Genomic DNA, 21,508 nt, shown 5'->3' on the forward strand with positions numbered 1-21,508 from the left:
CCTTGCTCTTGCTTTTAGAAAGACGTAGGTGCTATTTTTTGTTATAATCAATGCAATGCGTTGTTTATGAATTCAGACATATATAAAGGGGACGTAACCATGACTCAAATTATTAAAACTCTAACTATTGCAGGCAGCGACTCCAGTGGTGGCGCAGGCATCCAAGCGGATCTAAAAACATTTGAAGAGTATGGTACCTACGGCTTTAGTGCCTTGACCACTATCGTTACTATGGACCCGGACAACGGCTGGCACCATAATGTTTATCCAATTGATGCCTCCATTGTTGCTGAGCAGTTAAAAACTATTTTCGCTGGTGGCCCGGTTAATGCCATGAAGACAGGTATGCTTGGAAGTGTTGAAATTGTGCGCGTTGCAGAGCAAGCGATCAAAGAAAATCTTCAGACTAATGTAGTTATTGATCCAGTTATGGTGTGCAAGGGTGAAGATGAAGTCTTGAACCCTGACAGCGCTGAGGCTATTCGTGACTTATTGCTACCACTAGCAACTGTGGTCACCCCAAACTTGTTTGAAGCAGGTGTTCTTTCAGGTCTTGGCAAACTTACTACCCTTGAGGAAATGAAAGAAGCTGCCCGTCTGATTCATAAGCTCGGTGCACGTAATGTCGTGGTTAAAGGCGGCAAAGCACTCGGCGGCGATCAAGCGATTGATATCTTCTACGACGGTTCTGAGTACACTGTATTCCAAACAGCCAAAATCGAACCCGCTCACAATCACGGGGCTGGATGTACTTTTGCCGCAGCAATTACAGGCGGTCTAGCTAATGGCTTAACGGTTCATGAGGCTGTTGCAAAAGCTAAAGATTTTGTCTCCGCAGCCATTCGTAATGGATTTGCGTTTAATGAATATGTGGGTCCTGTATTTCACGGTGGTTACCGTTTAGAACGTTAGAACTGGCAATCCAATTACACAAAAAAATAAATGGCAGTCCAGATGCTGAACATCAGCTCTGGACTGCCATTTTTATTTACTATTATTGAAAATCCGTAAATTCAAAACTTTGCTTACCGAACATTGATTTTTTATACGATTATTTTCATGAAAAAAGCACCCGAATCAAGATTCGAATGCTTCTGAGCTACGTCCAGCAATTATTTTATCAAAATGGATAAAGCACTTTTTGACGCCAAACGGAAAGATAATTCATCCGCTCCCGGCAAGTTCAAAGCCACATTCTCAGCCTTTTCACCATCGTTGAACAGAACAACTGCAATAGAGTTATCTGTATTCTTAAAAGCTACGGAACGAATCACTTCTTGATTGGTGGAGGCGTCAATGCGCACAGCCTTCGGACGAATAAATTTACTGAAATGGGCCAGCGCATAATAGTCGAGCGTATACGTAAGCTCCTTGGTCTCTTGGTTGACTGTCACAACACCACGACAAGTACTTTTGCCAAAACCCGGTACGGTTGGGCCGTTCTTTTCATCTAAGGCCATATTCCATAACACAAAGGATTTACTATGATTTCTAAGAATATCAATCCCTGTCCTCATTACATTGGAGAAGGCTTGTTCAAACGGAGGAATCCATTCTCCACCAGAACCTTCTGTAAAATGCACTTCTTTATCAGCAAAAGCTTTCAGAACCTCTGATTGCGCTGACGCATTGCCACCATACCAGTGCCAAGCTACACCATCCACTTCATCTTTTGCATAATCGAGCACGGTTAACGGATAATCTGGACGATCCCAGTTGTGGTCGTAGCAGAGAATTTTTGTAGCGATGTTATGCTTAACAAAGCTCGGCTTCAGGTAGTTTTTAATGAAATCTTTTTGCGCCTCAGGCAACATTAACATACTAGGGTAGTGTTTGGGTTCAAATAAAGGCTCGTTCTGTGGTGTTACAGCATAAGTTGGCAATCCGTGCCCTTCAAAAGCTTGAATATATCGAACAAAATAATCGGCATAAGCCTGATAATATTCTTGTTTAAGTTCTCCAGCAATCATCGATCCGCTAGTCTTCATCCAACCTGGTGCACTCCATGGAGAAGCCATCAGTTTGATCTCAGGGTTAATTTCCAGAGCTTGTTGCAACAAAGGGATAATGTCTGCTTCATCATGTGCGATAGAGAAGTGGGTTAATTCCGTATCCGTTTCCTGTGCAGGTCTATCATCATAGCTATAAATATCTCTAGCATAATCCGATGCCCCCATTGGATTTCTTAATACGGACAAACCAATTCCATCTTGTGCGTCAAAAAGCTTGCTCATGACTTCCTTTTTCTGTTCGTTGTCCAGGACTTGATTAATCAAATAAGCGGATGAATCCGTAAAAGATGCTCCAAAGCCATCCATTTCCTGAAAGGTTTGATTCTCGTCAATAGTTACAGTAGTGGTCGCCTCTGCGTCAGCAATTGGAGTTAATTGTTGCAGACTTTGCTCTACAAACAATGTATTCTCCCCGGTGGATTGATAAATTTTAAGCTCTGGCATGTTGTTTCCCTCCATCTTTCTATGAAGAGGCCCCAGTGAAGGGGCCACATTCTATTTTCTAACTTATTTAAGGCCTAATTTTTCTTTGTTGTTTTTCATTTTTTCAGAACGAACTTCTACAATCTTATCCCAGTTGTTATCATTTAAAAATGTTTTGTAAGCAGCTAAGGTGCTGTCGAATGTAGCATCGTCTTTAGCGCGGATCATACTTACAAGCGTAGTGTTCCAAGTAGTATCAATTGCAGTAAGACTGCGAGCTTCAGGCGTTCCTTGAGCCGGGTTAATGTTTTCAAGAATAAAGTGTGGTTTTAGCTTTCCTTTGCCCCACTCTTGCATTTGTTTAATGGAATCTGCGAATGCGTCATTACTCAGCGCTTTATCACGGTCATGTCCAAAGAACATAAATTCGCCCATCCGGTAATCTTTTTTGAATTTATCGGCATTATTTAATTGCAGGTCTTTGATTTCAGGCAAGAATTCAATTTTACCGCTGTCGTTAACTTTATAGGTTTCTCCTTCAATACCGTAGTTCATGAGCTTTTGTCCTTCGTCGCTGAGCAAATAAGTGTAAATTTGAATCGCTTTGGCAGGGTCCTTAGCCTTTTTAGTAACATAGCTAATCATCCAACCTGTAATTCCAGATTGATTCAATGTTGGCTCATGTCCAACAGTACTTTGTGGTCCATCAATAGCGACATATTCCTTACCTGGATTTTCTGTCATGAAGATTTGCAGGTTACCACTTTGTTGCGGTGTTCCATCTAGAAGCATTGTTGCGTATTTACCTGATTTCACTTTTTCTTCAAAGGCAGTACCGTCATCAGCAAAGCTGTCATCACTGATGTCACCATTTCTGTAGACTTCATTTAATGTCTTCAACCAAGTCAGGTAATCCTCATCCAGATTCCGGTTGTAGAAATCACCAATTTCAGTTTCCATCGGCACACCGATAAAGTCCTGCAGTGCATCACCCAAAGAACCAGTACCTGAACCAATGGAGTTAAAACCAAAAGGAATCATATCCGGGAATTGCTTTTTGATTTGTTGCATTACACTCTTAAATTCTTCAGGAGTTCCAAAGCTTGGTTTTCCAATGGCTTCGTAAACATCCTTGCGGATGACAAAGGCTGTTTTGGCAGGGATGTTACCGCTATCATAATCGTTTTGCGTATTGGAATAGTTAGGGTATCCATAGGTCTTGCCATCAGCTAACTGGAACCAGTTCATCGTATCTTTTTCTGCAACTTTATTGAAATAAGGATCATATTTATCTGCCAGATCATTTAAAGGCAATGCCCATGTAGCAGCTTTTTGTACGACTGGAGAGTTGGAATCAAAAATAGTCAACAGGTCTGGCATTTCACCGCCGGCAAAAATCGTATTTAGCTTAGTGTCATCGCCTGTAATGAATTTAATGTTGATGTTTAAATCCTCTTTAATTTTCTTAGTGACAAGGTCTTTTCCGAAATCAGTATTCCACCAGTCTGCATTCACGTACCAAGTCAGATCTGTTGTCTCTTTTTTTGTATCCAGCTTCCATGCCGGTGTTTCCGGATCTATAGTATAACGGCCTTCAATGGAGCTTAACTCTTTACTGGAGCTGTCAGAATTACCTTTCGATCCGCAACCTGTAAATACTAATACAACAGCCATAAGTGCCGTACAAAGTTTGAGTCCTTTTTTCCCAAATGCTTTGTTCATCTTTTGTTTCCCCCTAAAAAGTTTTGTAAGCATTCACTACTTGGAGATTTACTTACTATTCCTTCACCGCCCCCATCATCATGCCTGAGATAAAGTACCTCTGTAATATTGGATACATCACAACAATCGGCAAAGTTGTAATGACAATTGTTGCTAGTTGAACCCCTTTAGTCGTAGTTTCGATAATCGCAGATCCACCAACATTTTGCATGGATTGTGTTTGCGACTGAACAATGATTTCATAGAGCTTCATCTGCAGCGGGTAGAGCGATTGATCGGTAATATATAACTTAGTGGTCATAAAGTCGTTCCACTGCCCAACCCCGTTAAATAACGCAATGGTGGCCATAGCCGGCATGGAAAGAGGGATAAAGATTTTTAGGAAAATGCGCCAGTCACCTGCACCATCAATTTTGGCTGACTCTTCAAGTGAATCCGGTACATTTCTGAAGAAGTTCATTAGAATAACTACATCATAATAACTGAACAAGGCCGGGATAATATAAACCCAGAAGCTGTTTAAGAGGCCTAATGATTTAATCAATAAATACGTAGGGATCATTCCACCTGAGAAAAACATGGTGATTACACCCATGGCAACATACAGCTTACGTCCACGTATGTATTTCTTACTCAAGCCATAACCGATCATGGCACAAAAGAATACGTGGGTAATGACACCAATAAATGTTTTGGCAAGCGATACTACGAACGCTAAACCAATGGTCTCATCTTGAAATACAGCACGATAATTTTCCAAGGAGAACTCTGGAGACCAAAATATGAATCCGCCTTCCGCAAGCGCCTTACCCGAGCTTAAAGAGGATATGACTACATTCCATAAAGGAACGACAATAATGATTGTACAAATACAGAGCAGGATAATATTTAAGGTATTAAAGATTCGACTATCGAGATCTTCTTTAGCCACCGTACGATTCACAGAAATGCCTCCTTCTACAGAACTGATTGATTATCATTTAATTTACTGGATACTTTGTTGGCGCTAATCAGTAGGATGACTGAAACGATGGAGACACCTAAACCAACAGCAGTAGCATAAGAGAAGTCACCTTGCGTCATACCCATACGATACACATAAGAATTAATGACCTCCGCCTTAACGCGGTTCTGAGAATTCATCAATACCAGGGTTTGATCCAGATTTGATCCTAATAAACCGCTTACAGTGAGAATCAGATTTAAACTGATAATCGGCTTCATATTAGGAAGCGTAATATTCCAAATTTGTCTCATACGACTTGCGCCATCTATTTTGGCAGCCTCATAATAAGTAGGATCTATTTTCGACATAATGGCTAAGTAGAGAATCGTTCCCCAACCAGCCTCTTTCCAAATATCGGATAACGTTGCAATCCACCAGTATTTATTCGCATCAAGCAAAATATTTACCGGTTTCGAAATCAGTCCCAAACTGAGCATAATCTCATTAAACATACCGGATGAGGAAAACCAGGCAATCAGCATCCCGCCGAGAACGATCCAGGACAAAAAGTGTGGTAAATAAGAGATGGTTTGCACTATCTTTTTAAAGCGTCCGCCACTTAATTCGTAAATCATAACGGATAAAATAATAGGAATAACAAACCCTATGGCTAATTTCAGAAAGCTGATCCCTAATGTATTGACTACAGCGTCCCAAAAATATTTATCAGATAAAATAATTCTGAAATTATCGAGCCCTACCCAAGGTGCAGAATCTAGCGTATCAATTACGGTGTAGCTTTTAAAAGCAATCGTCAATCCGTAAATCGGAATAAAACAAAAGATAATCATAAAAATAATTCCCGGGATGACCATGGATTGAATTTCCCATTGTCTCTTGTAATCAATTACAAATTCTTTGACCCTCTGCCCCATAGGCTTTTTCCCGCTCATTGGATTCTTTCCGTTTGCTGGCACTACGGCTAATTTATCCACTTTTTCTTCTCCCCTCCAAATCATGATCCCCACACAATAAAAACGTTTTTATTTTTTTGAAAAAAAAACCCTCCCAAAACAACAAAATTATAAAAAATGATCGGGTAAAATCTTGAACCCATTACATATATGTGTTCTTACCGACCAATCTTTACTTGACTAGAACCTCTTACGACTAATTCACCTGCCAATTTCATCATCTCGCCCTGTTCCTTCTTCTGGATCATGCGAACTAGGTGATTAATAGCCAAAATACCTTGTCTAGCAATTTGATTTCTTACCGTAGTTAAAGGTGGTGAGAAATACTGCGCAATATCAATATCATCAAACCCCATAACGCTAACATCTAGCGGAACTTCGTATCCATGCGATTTCAAAGCTTGAATACATCCAATCGCACTCAAGTCGTTCCCTGCCAAGAAGGCATCAGGTATTTTATCAGGACTATAATGAAGAAAAGATTTTATAGCGTTGTAAGTGCTTTCTTCTTCAAAATATCCTTGTATAATATACTCTTCATGAGTGGGTAGCTGATACTGACGCAAAGCAGCTAAGTATCCTTCTCTCCGCTGAACACTGTCGTACATCTCATCCACACCAGATATGTAAGCAATCTTTTTATGCCCTAGACTGATTAAATATTTGGTCGCTTCAAACCCCGCTTCAAAGGAATCAAAAATCACGCTTCCCATCGTGTCGTTCTTAAGCGGTCGATCTAAAAATACAGCCTTAATCTTGTCTTTCACCATTGCAGCAATTTCTTCTTCGTCTATTCTCAGCTCCTCGTAGATAATGACACCATCCACTCGCCGGCCTAGAATATTGCTCATAATCACTTGTTTATCCTTGGTAACAAATACATTCAGCCCGTAACCTAGTCGATCACATTCACGCGACATGGACTCGACCAGTTTATAGAAGTATGGACCCGACACACTTGTTGTGAAAAAACCCAGCATTTTGGTTTTTCCGTTCCTTAGGAGCTTACCGTTTAGGTTAGGAACATAATTTAATCGCTTCGCAACCTTAAGAACATGTGATTTGGTCTCCGGGTTCAATACATCTACGTCATTTAGCGCGTTGGAAACCGTAGAAATGGAGACTCCAGCCTCTCTGGCAACATCTTTGATCGTTACCTTTTCCATAATGATTCAATCTTCCTTTACGAATAAAAACGTTTTTATAGATTTAAATTAACATAAAAACGTTTTCATTACAATATATTTTTTATATTTATTTTATCAGAGGTAATAATTGGTACACAAGCTTAAATTTTCTACAGAATCTTATAAACACTTTACCTGCAAACTCGAAATCATTCGTAATACACTCTAAACATAATGTCTTGCTCGTAGTTCCCAAATCCACGGCCATATATGGTTAGTCCGCCTCTTCTCCGTCCGCTATTCTCTGCCGTTAAACGAAAGGTCCACTGATCCTGCTCTACTCGTACATCCTCCAAGGTAATATCTGAGATTTGCTGCCCATCCACAAAGGTTCCACCTGCATTAATCCGCAGAACCTTAAGCAAACCATATTGGTTAACATCCGAACGCCACCAAATGGGATTTAATCGTCCTCTAGTGAGGCCAAAGTCGCCCGGACTGGTCCATTTCCCTAAATCCTGTCCATTCATCATAAAGCCGATATCCGACGGCCACTTCTCATTTACATGTGGAGCTTCGGAACCTATTTCCAGTGAAATCTCAATCTCTTGCACCACTTGATCTTGAAATAGATAATTTGGAATCTTGTACTCGATAGAACCTTTCGCAAACCATACAATGCCGGCATTCACCCGTTCCGGGTCCAGAAAATAACGTGGATCATCATAATAGCCGATCAGTTTCTCAGTAGTAGCAATCCCGCAGGTAGGTGAAGCCTGAATATCGGTATATTGCCCTACAGGGATAGACACCTCAACCACCTTTCTGGCAACTCCACGGGAGCCCGATAATTTAATCTGCAGGTAATTCGCAGACAAAGAACAATATTTATAGGTCCCTCCATTTACTCGTCTCATTTTAGAACTGATCAGGCCTGCTTTTTGCAGCTTTGCTACATGAGTACTAACAATTGCACTACTAAGATAGAGCTCCGCTGCCAGCTCTTTGATGTGCATCTCTCTGCGGTCCAGAAGTTCAATAATTCGCAGCCTAACTTCACTTGCCAGTGCTTCATACACCTGCAAGGATTCAGAATCTGTGGTTAAGTACATTTCAACGTCTCCTATGCTTATTGAATTAGTATTTTAACGAATCCTAAATTAATTCATTGCTTATTATAAGCTAAAATCAGTATCATGTAATCATAAAACAATTACTTAATTAGTGAAATCATTAATTCAACTAGAGGGAGCTGTACACTCATGCCGATTAAATCGACAATGATTATTGACAAAGATTTCAGACTAGCTGAAGTAGACCCGCGGATCTACGGCTCATTTATCGAACATTTAGGAAGAGCAGTTTACGGTGGGATTTATGACCCGGGTCACCCTACTGCGGATCAGAATGGTTTTCGGAACGATGCCATCGAAGCTATTCGTGCCCTAAACGTTCCTATCATCCGTTATCCTGGAGGAAACTTTGTATCCGGTTACAATTGGGAAGATGGGGTTGGACCCAAGCATGAACGCAAGCAATCTCTTGAATTAGCTTGGTGGACCACAGAAACCAATCAAGTGGGTACCAACGAATTTGCAGATTGGGCTAAGCTCGTAGGCAGCGAAGTCATGATGGCAGTTAACCTTGGAACACGCGGCATCGATGCAGCTAGAAATCTAGTAGAGTACTGCAATCATCCTTCCGGTTCCTACTACAGTGACCTGCGGATCTCTCATGGGTATAAAGAGCCCCACGCTTTTAAGACCTGGTGCCTCGGAAATGAAATGGATGGTCCGTGGCAGATTGGAGCTAAAACCGCGGTCGAATATGGCCGGTTAGCGAACGAAACTGCAAAAGCTATGCGCTGGGTCGATCCAACGCTTGAGCTTGTGGCTTGTGGCAGCTCCGGCAGCGGTATGGACACTTTTGCCGAGTGGGAAGCTACCGTGCTTGATCTTTCTTATGATAATGTGGATTATTTATCACTGCATACGTACTACAATAACAACAATGACGACACGCCTAACTTCCTAGCCCGCTCCATGGATTTGGATCATTTCATCAGCAGTGTGGCTGCCACCTGTGATTATGTTCAAGCGAAGAAAAAGAGCAAAAAGAAAATAAATCTGTCGCTCGATGAATGGAATGTATGGAAATCACAAGGCAGCAGCCGTGCCGAACAACACTGGCAGATCGCACCGCCAGAATTCGAAGATGTGTACACACTTGAAGATGCACTTGTTGTGGGCTGCTGTCTTATTTCATTATTGAAGCATGCTGATCGTGTGAAAATGGCCTGCTTAGCGCAGCTGATCAATGTTATCGCCCCAATTATGACTGAAAATGGCGGACCGCTTTGGCTGCAGACTACTTATTATCCGTACCTGCATGCTTCCCTTTATGGTCGTGGAACCGTACTTCACCCGCTGATTTCCAGCCCTAAATACGATTCCAAAGATTTCACTGATGTGCCTTATTTGGAAGCCATTAGTGTATACAACGAGGAGCTGAATGAAGTAACCGTCTTCGCTGTAAACCGCCATTTATCCGAAGGACTAGAGCTCGACGTGGATCTGCGCAGCTTCAGTTCCGTAAACATTATTGAGCATATTGTACTGGAACATGAAGATATTAAAGCTGTAAATACCAAATCCAATCCACATAATGTGATGCCTAGCCAAGGCAAAGCCATTGTTGAGGGTGGACATGTAAAAGCCCTTCTCGCAAAAGCTTCCTGGAATGTGATTCGACTGCGTGTGAACGGCTAAGTTAACTTGTAATAGTCATAGAAACGCCCCCATGAATCTTTAATAAGCCAGAGATTCATGGGGGCGTCTTCGTTATTTTATTCTGAAAATTGTCACCGATTGCTTCGGAAATTCATAAGTATAGCTGCTTCCTTCTGTCTTAAAGCTGGTTTGTTTCGGAGAGACCCGCTGCTTATTCTCAAAGTTATTTTCGTCCTCAAGCTGGTATCCCGACATTTCATAGACTTCGATGGTCAGTGCTTCTTTTACCAAAGATTCCAGTACAACCTCTGCAGAAACACTGTTCTCTTGTACATTTACTGTCTTGAGGATAATATCCCCCGTTAAATCTTCCACACTTGCCGTGTAATACAGCGGTTCAATGACCGGAAGTTTATCTTCTGTCTCATTCACCAGTTCTCCGTTAATAAAAGTACGGATATGTCTGCCCACTACTTCTAGCTTAAGATCGTATTCTACGTCTGTTTCAACAGTAAACATAGCATGCGTCAGAACAGAATTTCTTCCGTTGATAATTGAGGCCACAATCGAATCCTGATTCTGCCAGCCACCAAGCTCCCAGTACAAATGATTCTGATCATCTGCTTTACCAAAATAGAAGATAAACCCTTTATTCCCTGCGGTTCGTGTAGCCTTAAAATGCAAAGTATAGTTTTCCCACTCTGTCTCACCAAGCTCTAGTGTCCGTTTAGCCGTTCTGTTCTGAGCAGGGTCAGGCAGATTTGAAACCTCCTCTGATAAGTCAGAATACGTCTTCACTTCTCCCGTAAGATTGTTGACTAATGTGATCTCGGAGAAACGAGCAGCAGAGGCATCCACACCGAAACTGACGGCTCCAGTGATCGCTTCCTTTCTGCTTTCCTTCGTTGCCGTGAAGCCATCTGCTTCCATCTTCAGCAAATGATCTCCCTGATGGTTCATGAATAGCTTTTGCACATAATAGTTTGCCGTTCCGTACACTTCATGATTATTGAACCAGATCAGGTCCGGCTTCCAGTTGATATAATCCACATTACAGAGCATTGGAGCATAACAAGCTAAGCCAACGGCATGAGCATTATTTTGCAGACCTGTCATAAATGCTGCTTCTACTAATGCATTGTAATAGGTATTGCCCCATGAAGCATATTCACCGAGGAATACCTTTGGCTCATCCGCTTTGAAGTCATCATAACGATGATGATTAGCCAGGAACCATTCAGGTGTACAGTAATAATGCTCGTCTACGAGGTCAGACTTATTCTCTTTTGCCGACGTCCAGCCCCGTTCATATTCCTGGCCGGCAGAGAACGGGCCACTAGAATTAATGACCTTGATTTCCGGATATTTTGCTTTGATGGCTTGATGAAAGTAAGGATATCTCTCGAAAAAGGGTGTACCTACCTCTTCGTTCCCAATGCCGACATACTCCAGCCCAAAAGGCTCGGGGTGACCCAGTTCTGCACGAATGCCTCCCCACTTCGTGGAAGAATCCCCCTTGGCGAATTCAATTAAATCCAAAGCATCCTCAATCCAAGGCGTTAATTCATCCAGCGGGACCATCCGTTTATGATGCGGGTCATAGCCGCCCGGAAGAACGGGGATCGGCTTAGCTCCAATATCCTCACAGAACTGAAAATATTCATAATAACCTAACCCAAGCGTCTGATTATATGACCAGTTATTGCGTCTTGCCGGTCTTTGTGCAACATCCCCAATCGTATTCTTCCATCTGTACATGGAGTCTCTGTCATCTGGATCCAAGGAACCGTCATGCACCAGACATCCTCCTGGGAACCGCATAAATTTAGGTTTTAAATCAGCGAGCAGCAGCGAAATATCTTCACGCATGCCTCCGGGTCTATTCTTAAAGGTCTTCTCAGGAAACAGAGAAACCATATCCAGATATACCTTCCCGCTACCTTTGGTAACGATTACAAGACGACTGCTTGTGTCAGTGCTATTAGCTGTGATAACGGCTTCATATCGGTTCCATTCCGAGCTGCTAACGGCTATTTCCACTTCACCAAGAATGGTGCCGTCTGTGCTTTCGATGTTTACGGTAAGCGGCACATCAAAGCTTGTCTCCCGGCGGGCATACACCGAGAAGTTATAATTCTCGCCTTCTTTTACCGGAATACCACTGTTAAAGCCTAGATTCATCAGGCCAACGCCGTCACCTTCAGCCACAATATCGATGGCAACATAATGTTGGTTACGATCATTTAAGGGCTTGCTGTCTTCTACAGAGATATTCACCTTTCCATCTCCACGTTCTACAGGCTCCCAAGCCATCAGCGCATGATAATCTGCCCGGTCAATCGGGTCGAATTCAAAAGATCGGTTCTGAACTAGCTCAGCGTAAAGCCCACCATCGGCCGCATGATTCAAATCCTCGAAGAAAATACCGAATAGATCGCCTAACTCCGCCCCCCGCTGCTGCGTATGTATCGTCAATTTTCCTTCTGTTTTCATTCTTTTGTCTTCCTCCTTGTGAATTCCAATTTGATTTATATTTATATTACTTAGTTCATATCAATATAAATCATTATAATAACTCCTCTCTACATTCGTCAATTCGAAAACGAAAAACTGACACCGAATACCCCTCGATGTCAGTTCACACTAGGAAGCCCCCTAGTATAGGTTATAAAGAATACGTAAATTGATAGCTGCCCGAACCTATTTCGAGTCTCACTCCGTTATCGACCAAGCTGATGCTGTGCACGCCTCTGGACTGCTCTACAGGAACTCCATTTTCTAATAACCCTAGTTGATTGGCTCCAGGCAGAACGACAATACCGTTGGTATTGGCAGGAATCGTAACGTGGATCACCATTCCATTATCCTCTGATCGCCGCCACGCTGACTCCACTTTTCCGTACATGGTTTCAAGACTAGCTTCTGCATAATCCAGACCGGGGCCTGGCTGTGGCTTGATATGAACGATTTTGAAGCCAGGCTCCAACTCATCTGTTCCAATTCCTGCAACGTAACGATACAACCATTCACCTATTGCGCCATAGGCGTAATGATTGAAAGAATTCATATCTGCACTCCAGAAGCTGCCGTCCTCCTTGATCCCATCCCAATGCTCCCAAATCGTCGTCGCACCTTTCGTCACCTGATACAGCCAGGATGGATAATCCTTTTGAAAAAGAAGCTTATACGCGAGTTCGTTATTTCCAATCTCGCTGAGCACAGGATTCAGATAAGGTGTGCCCACGAATCCAGTAGTCAGATGATCCTTAGCTTCAGCAAGCAGCTCAGTGAGCTTCTGAATTGCACGTTCTTTGGCGACCCCTTCTACAAGATCGAAACGTAAGGCTAATATCTGTGCAGTCTGTGTAGAGACGGATAACCTTCCCGCAGGTGTTATGAACTCATCACTGAATGCTTTTATAATTTTGGCGTGCAGCTCACTATAATAGTCCACGTCCTCCGATTTTTCTAAGGCTATTGCCGCTTTCAAAGTCAGAGAAACAGAATAGGCATAAAAAGCGGTGGCGACATAATCCCGATCTGTAGCCCCTACATAGCTGTCTGGCTTGGAATCAAGCGCCAACCAATCGCCGAAATGAAACCCAGTATTCCATAGATAGGGATTGCTTCCCTGTGCATAAATATAAGAAATCCATTGCTTCATGCTCTCGTATTGCTCTGCAAGCAGCCTTTTGTCGCCATACATTTCATAGATTGTCCATGGACAGATCGTAGCTGCATCTCCCCAGGCCGCAGAAGAATGGTTAGTATCTCCACCGCCAGGAGGAGCTGCTCTCAGCTCTGGAATAAAAAACGGAATGCCGCCCTCAGGGGTTTGGTCTGCCTTCAAATCCCGCAGCCATTTCGTAAAGAATGGTGCCGTATTCATCAAATAAGAGGCTGTGCGGACAAACATCTGAGCATCCCCCGTCCAGCCGAGCCGCTCATCACGCTGTGGACAATCAGTGGGCACATCGAGGAAATTCCCTTTTTGCCCCCACAGGATATTGTGATGCAGTTGATTCACAAGTGGATCTGAGCACTGAAAATCACCCGTACGTTCCATATTGGAGTGCATCACAATTCCTGTGAAATCCTCTAGTTGAAGATCTGCTGAGAACCCACTAAGCTTCACATACCGAAAACCTTGGAAAGTGAAGTGTGGTTCATACGTCTCTTGCTCTCCACCTTTCAGAGTATAGCGGATGCACTGTTTCGCTTTACGCATATTCTCCGTGTAGAAATTTCCGTCCCGGTCTAATATTTCAGCATGCTGAAGTTCTACCGCCTGACCAGATTGACCTTTCACATTAAATTTTAACCACCCTACCATGTTCTGGCCCATGTCCAGCACTCTATCTCCCTGCGGGGTAGTCAGCAGTGCAATCGGCTTCAAGGTTTCAACTTGTGTCACTGGCACATTTTCCTGGGCAACGATAATCGCTTTGGAATAGTTAATAATCTCCACTGGATGCCAACCTTCTGATGAAGGATCGGTGATATCCAGCTCCAGCCGAGCATCATAGGTTTCACCATTATAAATTTCAGACATCATAATTGCGCTTTTTGCAGCCTGCCAATTCTGATCTGAGCTAATAAGCTCATTTGAACCGTCTGCGTACCGGATATGAAGCTCCAGCAGAAGTGAAGTCTTTGATCCATAAATCTCCTTTTGATTATCCCAGCCCAAATACCCTCTGTACCAGCCATTGCCTAACAGTGCGCCTAACGCATTCGCACCTTCATGCAGAAGCTTTGTGACATCATAAGTTTGATATTGCAGCCGTTTACTGTAACTGGTCCAGCCTGGAGTAAAATAATGATCTCCCACCCGACTTCCGTTCAGCTGCAGTTCATACAAGCCCAAAGCAGTAACATAAATCCTTGCACTTTCCACTGGACCTTTTACATCCACGAATGTACGAAGCTGTGGGCAAATCTCAGAATCTTGTGAAAAAGAGGCTGTAGGAGCGCTGATCCACTCCGCCTGCCAATTCCCTGCATCTAATATTCCGGTTTCAAAAAATGCAACCTCAGACCAACCCGAGTCTGTTGCATTCTGATTCCATGCCCGAACCCGATAATAATAACGCGTGCGAGCTTCCAGCAGCAGACCTTCAAGCTCAACATGGATCGATTGAGAAGACTTTACTTCCTCTGTATCCCATAGCTTGCCTTGAAAAAGCATATTCTCAGCCACTTGAATTTGATAAGCAGACTGCATGCAGTCCCTGTCATCTGAAACTAACTGCCAACTGATTCTAGGTCTGATCACATCAATTCCTAGCGGATTTTCTTTGTACTCACAACGAAGCTTAGTAATGCCGAACATATAGATAAAAACCTCCTTCTATAGCGACAAATTAGTCTTTGCCCTATAATTATAGCTGCGTTACCGCTTTCATCACCCGGTAAAAAGGACATCATACCCCTGCAATCATGCCATGAATCTGGAAGGGGGAATTCAATATGCAACGAACCACCGAGTTGTTCAAAAATGAAATCTTTTTTCAAAACGATCTGCATCTGCTCGTTAACCGCTATTCAGAGAACTTCCACGCCCCTTTTCATGCTCATGAATTTATTGAGTATTGCTATGTAGCTGAAGGAAGAGGTTTTCATCACCTTGAAAATGAGATCTTTCCCGTTAGAAAAGGAATGCTGTTCGTGATTCCTGTAGGTGCCCCCCATGTGTTCCGTCCAGCATCTTCTGATACTTTAGGGAATCGCCTGATCGTCTATAACTGCCTTTTTGATATGCAAATGGTGGAGCAATTAAATATCGTCCTTCAAGAGCCATCTATCCGGGAGCACCTAGCCACTCTTGGGAGTAGCAGCTCATCTTACTTTTCCGTCTCAGATCGAGATGGCTCTATTGAGCGCTTAATGCTGAATTTATATCATGAAATGTCGGTATCCGGTATGGGCTCCAAAACAATGCTTTACACCCTCTTAAGTCAATTAATCATAGCAGTGTACAGGCAAAAATACGGAGAAGATGACAAATCTACGATGGATATGGCAGACTTCACGCAAGTCATTCAATACCTAGAGCATAATCTGTCGGAAAAGATTACACTTGCCGAATTAGCCCGTATTTCACAGTGGAGCAGCAGGCATCTTCAGCGCATGTTCCACAAGCATACTGGCCAGTCCTTTGGGACCTACTTGAAGAATCTGCAAATGCATAAAAGCTGTGAATTGCTGCGTACTTCTGGACATAAAATTAATACGATTGCCGAGTTAGTTGGTTACCGTGACATCGACTCCTTTAACGCTGTATTCAAAAAAATAGTCGGCCAGACACCCATCGCGTACCGCAAGCTCTACAGATCATAAAAAAGCCGATGTCGTATGAACATCCATACAACATCGGCCCTATTAATTTATTGATTAGTGATCTGTTTAAGTAAAAACTCAACAAAATCAGTTGATTTAGTCTTACTGTCATCTTGCCCTAACGTTCCGATGATCATCTGGTTAGAATGGATAGGGAGTTCTGTAGCAAAATCCGTATCTGTGATATCTATGCCAGTAATCAGCTCTTGACCACTCTCCGGGTTAGTCATACGTTTCAAACGGTTATCGTCCAGAGGAAGTCCTGCGGATTTAATAAACGACTCCAGATTTTGCAGTCCCGACTGCTGGCCAATCCATTCAAAAGTAGCATCATCCATAATCAGGATATCCGGATGGTCGGCTGCCAGCATCGCCATAGCCCGCTGCATATAGCTCATATCCAAGACTCCACCGTCCGTCCCACCTGTTGAGGGTAGATAAACGATTTCTGCCTCCACTCTCTTCCAGGTCGGGTAACGTTTGATAATCTCTTGTTTTAGCTCTTCATTCTTACCTGACGAGTCCTGAGATTCATAGTTGCCTAGGAACATGATTCGAACATCTACCGGTGGGAGCGTAGCTTCATATTTTCTTTCCTGCCACTGATCATAGAGCGCTTTCCCCCCAAAGATAACCACCAGCAGCACGATAATAGAAATAATAGTGTGCGTTTTGTAGAGCCGAAAGAAATTCTCCGATTTACGTGCTACTCCGGACATGGCTCCCCACTTCTCCAGGCGCTTGTCCTCCGCTTCCTGAATCTCCTTCTGATCCAAGCCATCTAGGATGGTTTTGTAAGCGCGGAATTCCTCTTCATAAGCTGCGACCTCATCTTCAGTCGAATTCGATCGACGGCGTTTCAAATGAATATCTAACCTTTTGTTCAATTCCTCCCGGGTAACGTCTTCAGGCAAGTTCAAACGCTCATAGGCTTGCTTTAGCTTCTCATTCAAAATGATGTCTCCTTCCTGATGCTTTTCGTCATTTCAGATCGTTAATTTGGTTCTATGTATTGAATTCTTGTGGCAGTAAAAGTATGGGCTAAGCAGTAAAAAAACATCGAAGGAACTCAAGTAAACTATATCATGTTGTGCTAGACGGTAACAAGTAAGCGTTTATCTAATCCAAACCATGCAGCTGCTTAAATTGCTCAGGACTCATCCCTGTCAATCTTTTAAACACCAAACAAAAGTAACTAGCATTATCAAAGCCCACTAGCTGGGCAATTTCATACATTTTTTTATCGCGTCCATTAAACATAAGCTGTTTACTCAAATTGATACGTTGCTTATTGATATAGGTTACAGGTCGATCATGAATTGTTTTTTGAAAAAGCCTGCATAAATACTGTGGCGATACAGAAATAATCTCCGCCAGCTCCTTTAAAGGAAGCGTCCTATGCAGATTGCTCTCTATATAACGCAGCACCGGTTTGATTCGCTCCAATTCATGTGCCTCATTCAGAGGCGATACTAGCTTTCTTTTTAAATCCAGAAGCAATGCGTAAAGATGTTTTGATCGTGCTAAATTGGTTTCCAGCTCATTGCTATCTGGCAGCATAAGGATTTGCTTTAGAGGATTGAGCCATTGATCTTCTTTTAATCTAGCAGGACCAGACTCGCGGATGCCCGCATAGAGCAGCATTTGACCAACCTCTCTGCCATTGAACGAGACCCATGATACCTTCCACTCCTTCCCACTGATAGGGGCATACGAATGAGGAATATCCGGGAACAAAAAGAACACATCCCCTGGACCCACGAGATATCGGCTCTCATGAATGATAAGCTCACCCTTACCTTCGTGAATCTGATGTATTTGATAGTCTGGAAAGCCTGCAGGACGTATAGTTTCTGGCTGGTGCTCCCAAAATCCAAGGGTTGTAGCATAAAGCGGCAGCATGCTTACATCTTCTGTTTGGCAAAAAATAATTTTGCTCTCCATAAAAAAGTCCTCGTTTCATATTTTGTTATCCGGGACTAAAATTCTTTTATTTATCCTAACATTACTTCAACTTATAATATGAATATAATAACATTACAATGATTATAAAGGAGATCAACTCATGCGAGCAAAGTTTGTCTACCAGCCACCTGCTAACGGTTATCCGGAATGGAATAACAACCCAGAGACTTTTGAATTAAATCGATTGGATGCACATGCCTCCATGATCCCTTACCGTAGTTTATCCCAAGCGCTAACTAACGATAAAGAAATCTCACCTTTCTACCAAACCCTCAATGGGCTTTGGAAATTCGCTTTTTCCGAAACACCGGATCAACGAATTGTGGATTTCTATAAAGCCGATTTCGATTGCAGTACTTGGGATACAATTCCTGTACCGTCCCACTGGCAGTTCCAAGGTTACGACTATCCACAATATACAAATCTCCGGTATCCTTGGGCGGAATCCGAGCCAGAGCTTAACCCCCCCTTTGCCCCAACAAAATATAATCCAGTAGGCTCTTATCTACGAACCTTTACTGTACCTGAGTCTTGGAATGGTCAACCGGTGTACCTAAGCTTTCAGGGTGTTGAATCCGCTTTCTACGTCTGGGTAAACGGTGAACTTGTCGGGTACTGTGAAGATACATTTACTCCATCAGAGTTCGATATCACCCCATATTTAGTTGCAGGGGACAACAAACTAGCTGTCGAGGTTTATCGTTGGTGTGATGCCAGCTGGCTAGAGGATCAGGATTTCTGGCGCCTTAGCGGTATTTTTCGGGAAGTCTATCTTTATTCGGCGCCTTCCGTTCATATTGCTGATTACTTCGTCCACACCGACCTGGATGAAAACTTCGTACATGCGGATTTAAATGTAGATATCCAGGTGGAAAATTACTTTAATGAGCAAAGCCCATATACACTGCAAATGCAGCTTTACAATAAAGAGGACCAGCCTGTTTGGGAGACTCCTATCTCCACTACTGGTTCCTTTGAGCAAGAAGGCGTCCAGCAACTCAAGCTTTCTGCCCCGGTTGAGCAGCCATTTAAATGGAGTGCTGAAACCCCTTATCTTTATACCTTAGTCCTGTCTATAAATGACGACAACGGGCATACACAAGAAACGGTCAGCTGTAAGGTTGGATTCCGCAAGTTTGAGATTAGAGACGGACTTATGAAGATCAACGGCAAAAGAATCGTGCTTAAGGGCGTCAATCGCCACGAGTTCTCTTGTGACACAGGTCGTGCTTTAGCCAAAGAAGATATGCTGCGCGACATCCAATTAATGAAAACACATAATATTAATGCTGTTCGAACCTCCCATTACCCGAATCAGTCTGTCTGGTACGAGTTATGTGATGAATACGGATTATATGTGATTGACGAAACTAATCTGGAAACTCACGGCACCTGGGCATACAGCCAAGAAGGGTTGAATGACGGGAATGTCCCTGGAAGCAAACCGGAATGGCGGGCCAATGTCATTGACCGCTGCAACTCCATGATGCAAAGGGATAAAAACCACCCTTCAGTCATCATTTGTTCTCTCGGCAATGAATCTTTCGGAGGCGACAATTTTATCGCTATGCACGACTACCTGAGAGAAATCGATCCTTCGCGGCCCGTTCATTATGAGGGAATCTTCCACTGTAGAGAATCGGAAGCAGCAAGTGACATAGAATCTACTATGTACATTAAACCGCAGGATGTTGAAAAATATGCGCTTAATAATCCGAAAAAGCCTTATATCCTCTGCGAATACAGTCATGCCATGGGCAATTCATGCGGTGGGCTGCACTTATACTGTGACTTGTTCGACAAATATGATATTGTTCAAGGTGCATTCATTTGGGATTGGGTAGATCAAGCCATTCGGACCCACACCTCCGAGGGAATTGAATATCTCGCTTATGGCGGGGACTTTGGTGAATCGCCTCATGATGGCAACTTTAGTGGCAACGGATTGCTTTTTGCTGATCGTACGGTTACTCCTAAGCTCTTTGAGGTCAAAAAATGTTATCAGAATATTAAAGTAACGGCTGAAAATATCCTAGAAGGACTCTTCCAGATTCGCAATTCCTTCTTATTTACCAACTTAAAGGAATACGATCTCAAATGGGAAGTTCGTTTAGACGGAGTAACTGCACAAGAAGGCTTGCTGAAGATCTCATGTGCACCAGGTGAGAGCATTTCATGCAAAGTTCCTTACGAGCTGGATTCACTGCGTGGCAATCATGAAGCAGTTCTGAATCTTTCCTTTATTCAGCCTTCAGCAACTATATGGGCAGAAGCCAATCACGAAATCGCTTGGGAACAGTTCATTCTGTCACCCCGTTTTGTAACCAATACCTCAAAGACAATCGCAGAACCACTGCGTGTCAGCGAGCTTGAGAATGTTTTGAATGTACAAGGTGATAATTTCGAACTGAGCTTTAGTACCACTACGGGTGCTCTGAACTCTTATCGTTCCTCAGGCAAAGAACGTCTGCTTGAGCCTGTAAGAGCTAACTTCTGGAGAGCAGTCACTGATAATGATTGTGGTAATAAATTGCCACAGCGGTGTGCAGTATGGAAGCAGGCATCGCATAAACAACACTTAATCAGCTTTACATTTAGAACCGAAGGCTCTCTCTGTTTCGTCTCTGCCAGCTACCTTCTGGCTACAAGTCCGGATTCCACGCTTCGGGTCCAGTATGTGATTCGTGCTGACGGGACTTTAGAGATCACGCAAGAATTGAGTCCGGGCAGCAGCGTTCTGCCAGAAATCCCTGAGTTCGGAATGATGTTCGTTCTAGATGGAAGTCTTGATACCCTGTCATGGTACGGCCGCGGACCTCATGAGAATTATTGGGATCGACAAACCGGAGCCCCACTTGGACGTTACACTGGTAAGGTCAGTGATCAATTCACACCTTATCTCAAACCTCAAGAGTGCGGCAACAAGACTGATGTCAGATTCGCTTCTATTACAGAGAGCAACGATGGATCAGGGTTCTATTTTGAAAGTGCAACGCCTATCGAAATTAATGCCCTGCCTTGGAAGCCTGAGGAACTGGAAGCCCATGACCACGTCTATAAATTGCCAGTCTCGAACAAAAGCGTACTAAGAGTTAACTACAAGCAAATGGGTGTTGGCGGGGACGACAGCTGGGGCGCACCAACCCACGAAGAGTTCACTCTGCCGGCTAATCGCCCGTACATCTTCCGTTTCACTGTCTCACTGCTCTAATCTCTTCCACTTATAAAAAAGGCCGTCTCTGGTTGGTTTCTACCACACAGGACGGTCTTC

General features: G+C 43.2%; 14 protein-coding genes. 4 read left to right on the top strand and 10 right to left on the bottom strand.

The annotated features are described in order from the left end of the window. Positions 1-99: 99 nt before the first annotated feature. Positions 100-912, top strand: coding sequence for a bifunctional hydroxymethylpyrimidine kinase/phosphomethylpyrimidine kinase (gene thiD / locus MKY63_RS30060; protein WP_036689743.1), 813 nt, complete (start codon positions 100-102; stop codon positions 910-912). A 200-nt stretch (positions 913-1,112) separates the two neighbouring features. Here the strand turns inward: thiD and MKY63_RS30065 are convergent, their stop codons facing one another. The 6 genes from MKY63_RS30065 to MKY63_RS30090 form a co-directional block, all read right to left on the bottom strand. Then, positions 1,113-2,456 carry a glycoside hydrolase family 30 beta sandwich domain-containing protein gene (locus tag MKY63_RS30065; protein WP_339810888.1) on the bottom strand — a complete coding sequence of 448 codons (1,344 nt, stop codon included), beginning with the start codon at positions 2,454-2,456 and terminating at the stop codon, positions 1,113-1,115. 63 nt (positions 2,457-2,519) lie between these two features. Then, positions 2,520-4,157, bottom strand: coding sequence for a sugar ABC transporter substrate-binding protein (locus MKY63_RS30070; protein ID WP_036689740.1), 1,638 nt, complete (start codon positions 4,155-4,157; stop codon positions 2,520-2,522). 55 nt (positions 4,158-4,212) lie between these two features. After that, entirely contained in the window at positions 4,213-5,100 is an 888-nt protein-coding gene (locus MKY63_RS30075; protein ID WP_036689738.1) for a carbohydrate ABC transporter permease, read from the bottom strand. 14 nt (positions 5,101-5,114) lie between these two features. Then, positions 5,115-6,056: an ABC transporter permease subunit gene (locus MKY63_RS30080; protein WP_036689816.1), complete on the bottom strand. Its 942-nt coding sequence runs from the start codon at positions 6,054-6,056 to the stop codon at positions 5,115-5,117. Between the two features lie 179 nt (positions 6,057-6,235). Beyond that, positions 6,236-7,243 (bottom strand): LacI family DNA-binding transcriptional regulator, encoded by a 1,008-nt coding sequence (locus MKY63_RS30085; protein ID WP_036689737.1) that lies wholly within the window; start codon positions 7,241-7,243, stop codon positions 6,236-6,238. 170 nt (positions 7,244-7,413) lie between these two features. Further along, a complete protein-coding gene (locus tag MKY63_RS30090) occupies positions 7,414-8,316 on the bottom strand; it encodes an ArsR family transcriptional regulator (RefSeq protein WP_036689735.1) in 903 nt (300 codons plus the stop codon). A gap of 150 nt (positions 8,317-8,466) precedes the next feature. On the opposite strand from MKY63_RS30090, the gene MKY63_RS30095 reads away from it, so the two are divergent. After that, positions 8,467-9,972, top strand: a complete 1,506-nt coding sequence (locus MKY63_RS30095) for an alpha-N-arabinofuranosidase (protein WP_036689733.1) — start codon at positions 8,467-8,469, stop codon at positions 9,970-9,972. Positions 9,973-10,044: 72 nt separating this feature from the next. On the opposite strand, the gene MKY63_RS30100 is transcribed toward MKY63_RS30095, so the two are convergent. Together MKY63_RS30100 and MKY63_RS30105 are read right to left on the bottom strand one after the other, a co-directional pair. Further along, entirely contained in the window at positions 10,045-12,426 is a 2,382-nt protein-coding gene (locus tag MKY63_RS30100) for an alpha-L-arabinofuranosidase C-terminal domain-containing protein (RefSeq protein WP_036689732.1), read from the bottom strand. A gap of 172 nt (positions 12,427-12,598) precedes the next feature. Next, the gene (locus MKY63_RS30105) at positions 12,599-15,265 is read right to left on the bottom strand and encodes a family 78 glycoside hydrolase catalytic domain (protein WP_036689730.1); all 2,667 of its coding nucleotides are present in this window, start codon (positions 15,263-15,265) and stop codon (positions 12,599-12,601) included. A gap of 137 nt (positions 15,266-15,402) precedes the next feature. Here MKY63_RS30105 and MKY63_RS30110 point away from each other — a divergent pair, with 137 nt between their 5' ends. Then, a complete protein-coding gene (locus MKY63_RS30110) occupies positions 15,403-16,272 on the top strand; it encodes an AraC family transcriptional regulator (protein ID WP_339810890.1) in 870 nt (289 codons plus the stop codon). A 47-nt stretch (positions 16,273-16,319) separates the two neighbouring features. On the opposite strand, the gene MKY63_RS30115 is transcribed toward MKY63_RS30110, so the two are convergent. Further along, positions 16,320-17,225 carry a hypothetical protein gene (locus tag MKY63_RS30115; RefSeq protein WP_036689727.1) on the bottom strand — a complete coding sequence of 302 codons (906 nt, stop codon included), beginning with the start codon at positions 17,223-17,225 and terminating at the stop codon, positions 16,320-16,322. A gap of 166 nt (positions 17,226-17,391) precedes the next feature. Beyond that, positions 17,392-18,216, bottom strand: coding sequence for an AraC family transcriptional regulator (locus tag MKY63_RS30120; protein WP_036689725.1), 825 nt, complete (start codon positions 18,214-18,216; stop codon positions 17,392-17,394). 121 nt (positions 18,217-18,337) lie between these two features. Here MKY63_RS30120 and MKY63_RS30125 point away from each other — a divergent pair, with 121 nt between their 5' ends. After that, a complete protein-coding gene (locus tag MKY63_RS30125) occupies positions 18,338-21,448 on the top strand; it encodes a glycoside hydrolase family 2 TIM barrel-domain containing protein (RefSeq protein ID WP_339810894.1) in 3,111 nt (1,036 codons plus the stop codon). The last annotated feature ends 60 nt before the right edge of the window (positions 21,449-21,508 follow it).

It is taken from the genome of Paenibacillus sp. FSL R7-0189 (assembly GCF_037969925.1).
GTDB classification, from domain to species: Bacteria; Bacillota; Bacilli; order Paenibacillales; family Paenibacillaceae; genus Paenibacillus_AQ; species Paenibacillus_AQ odorifer.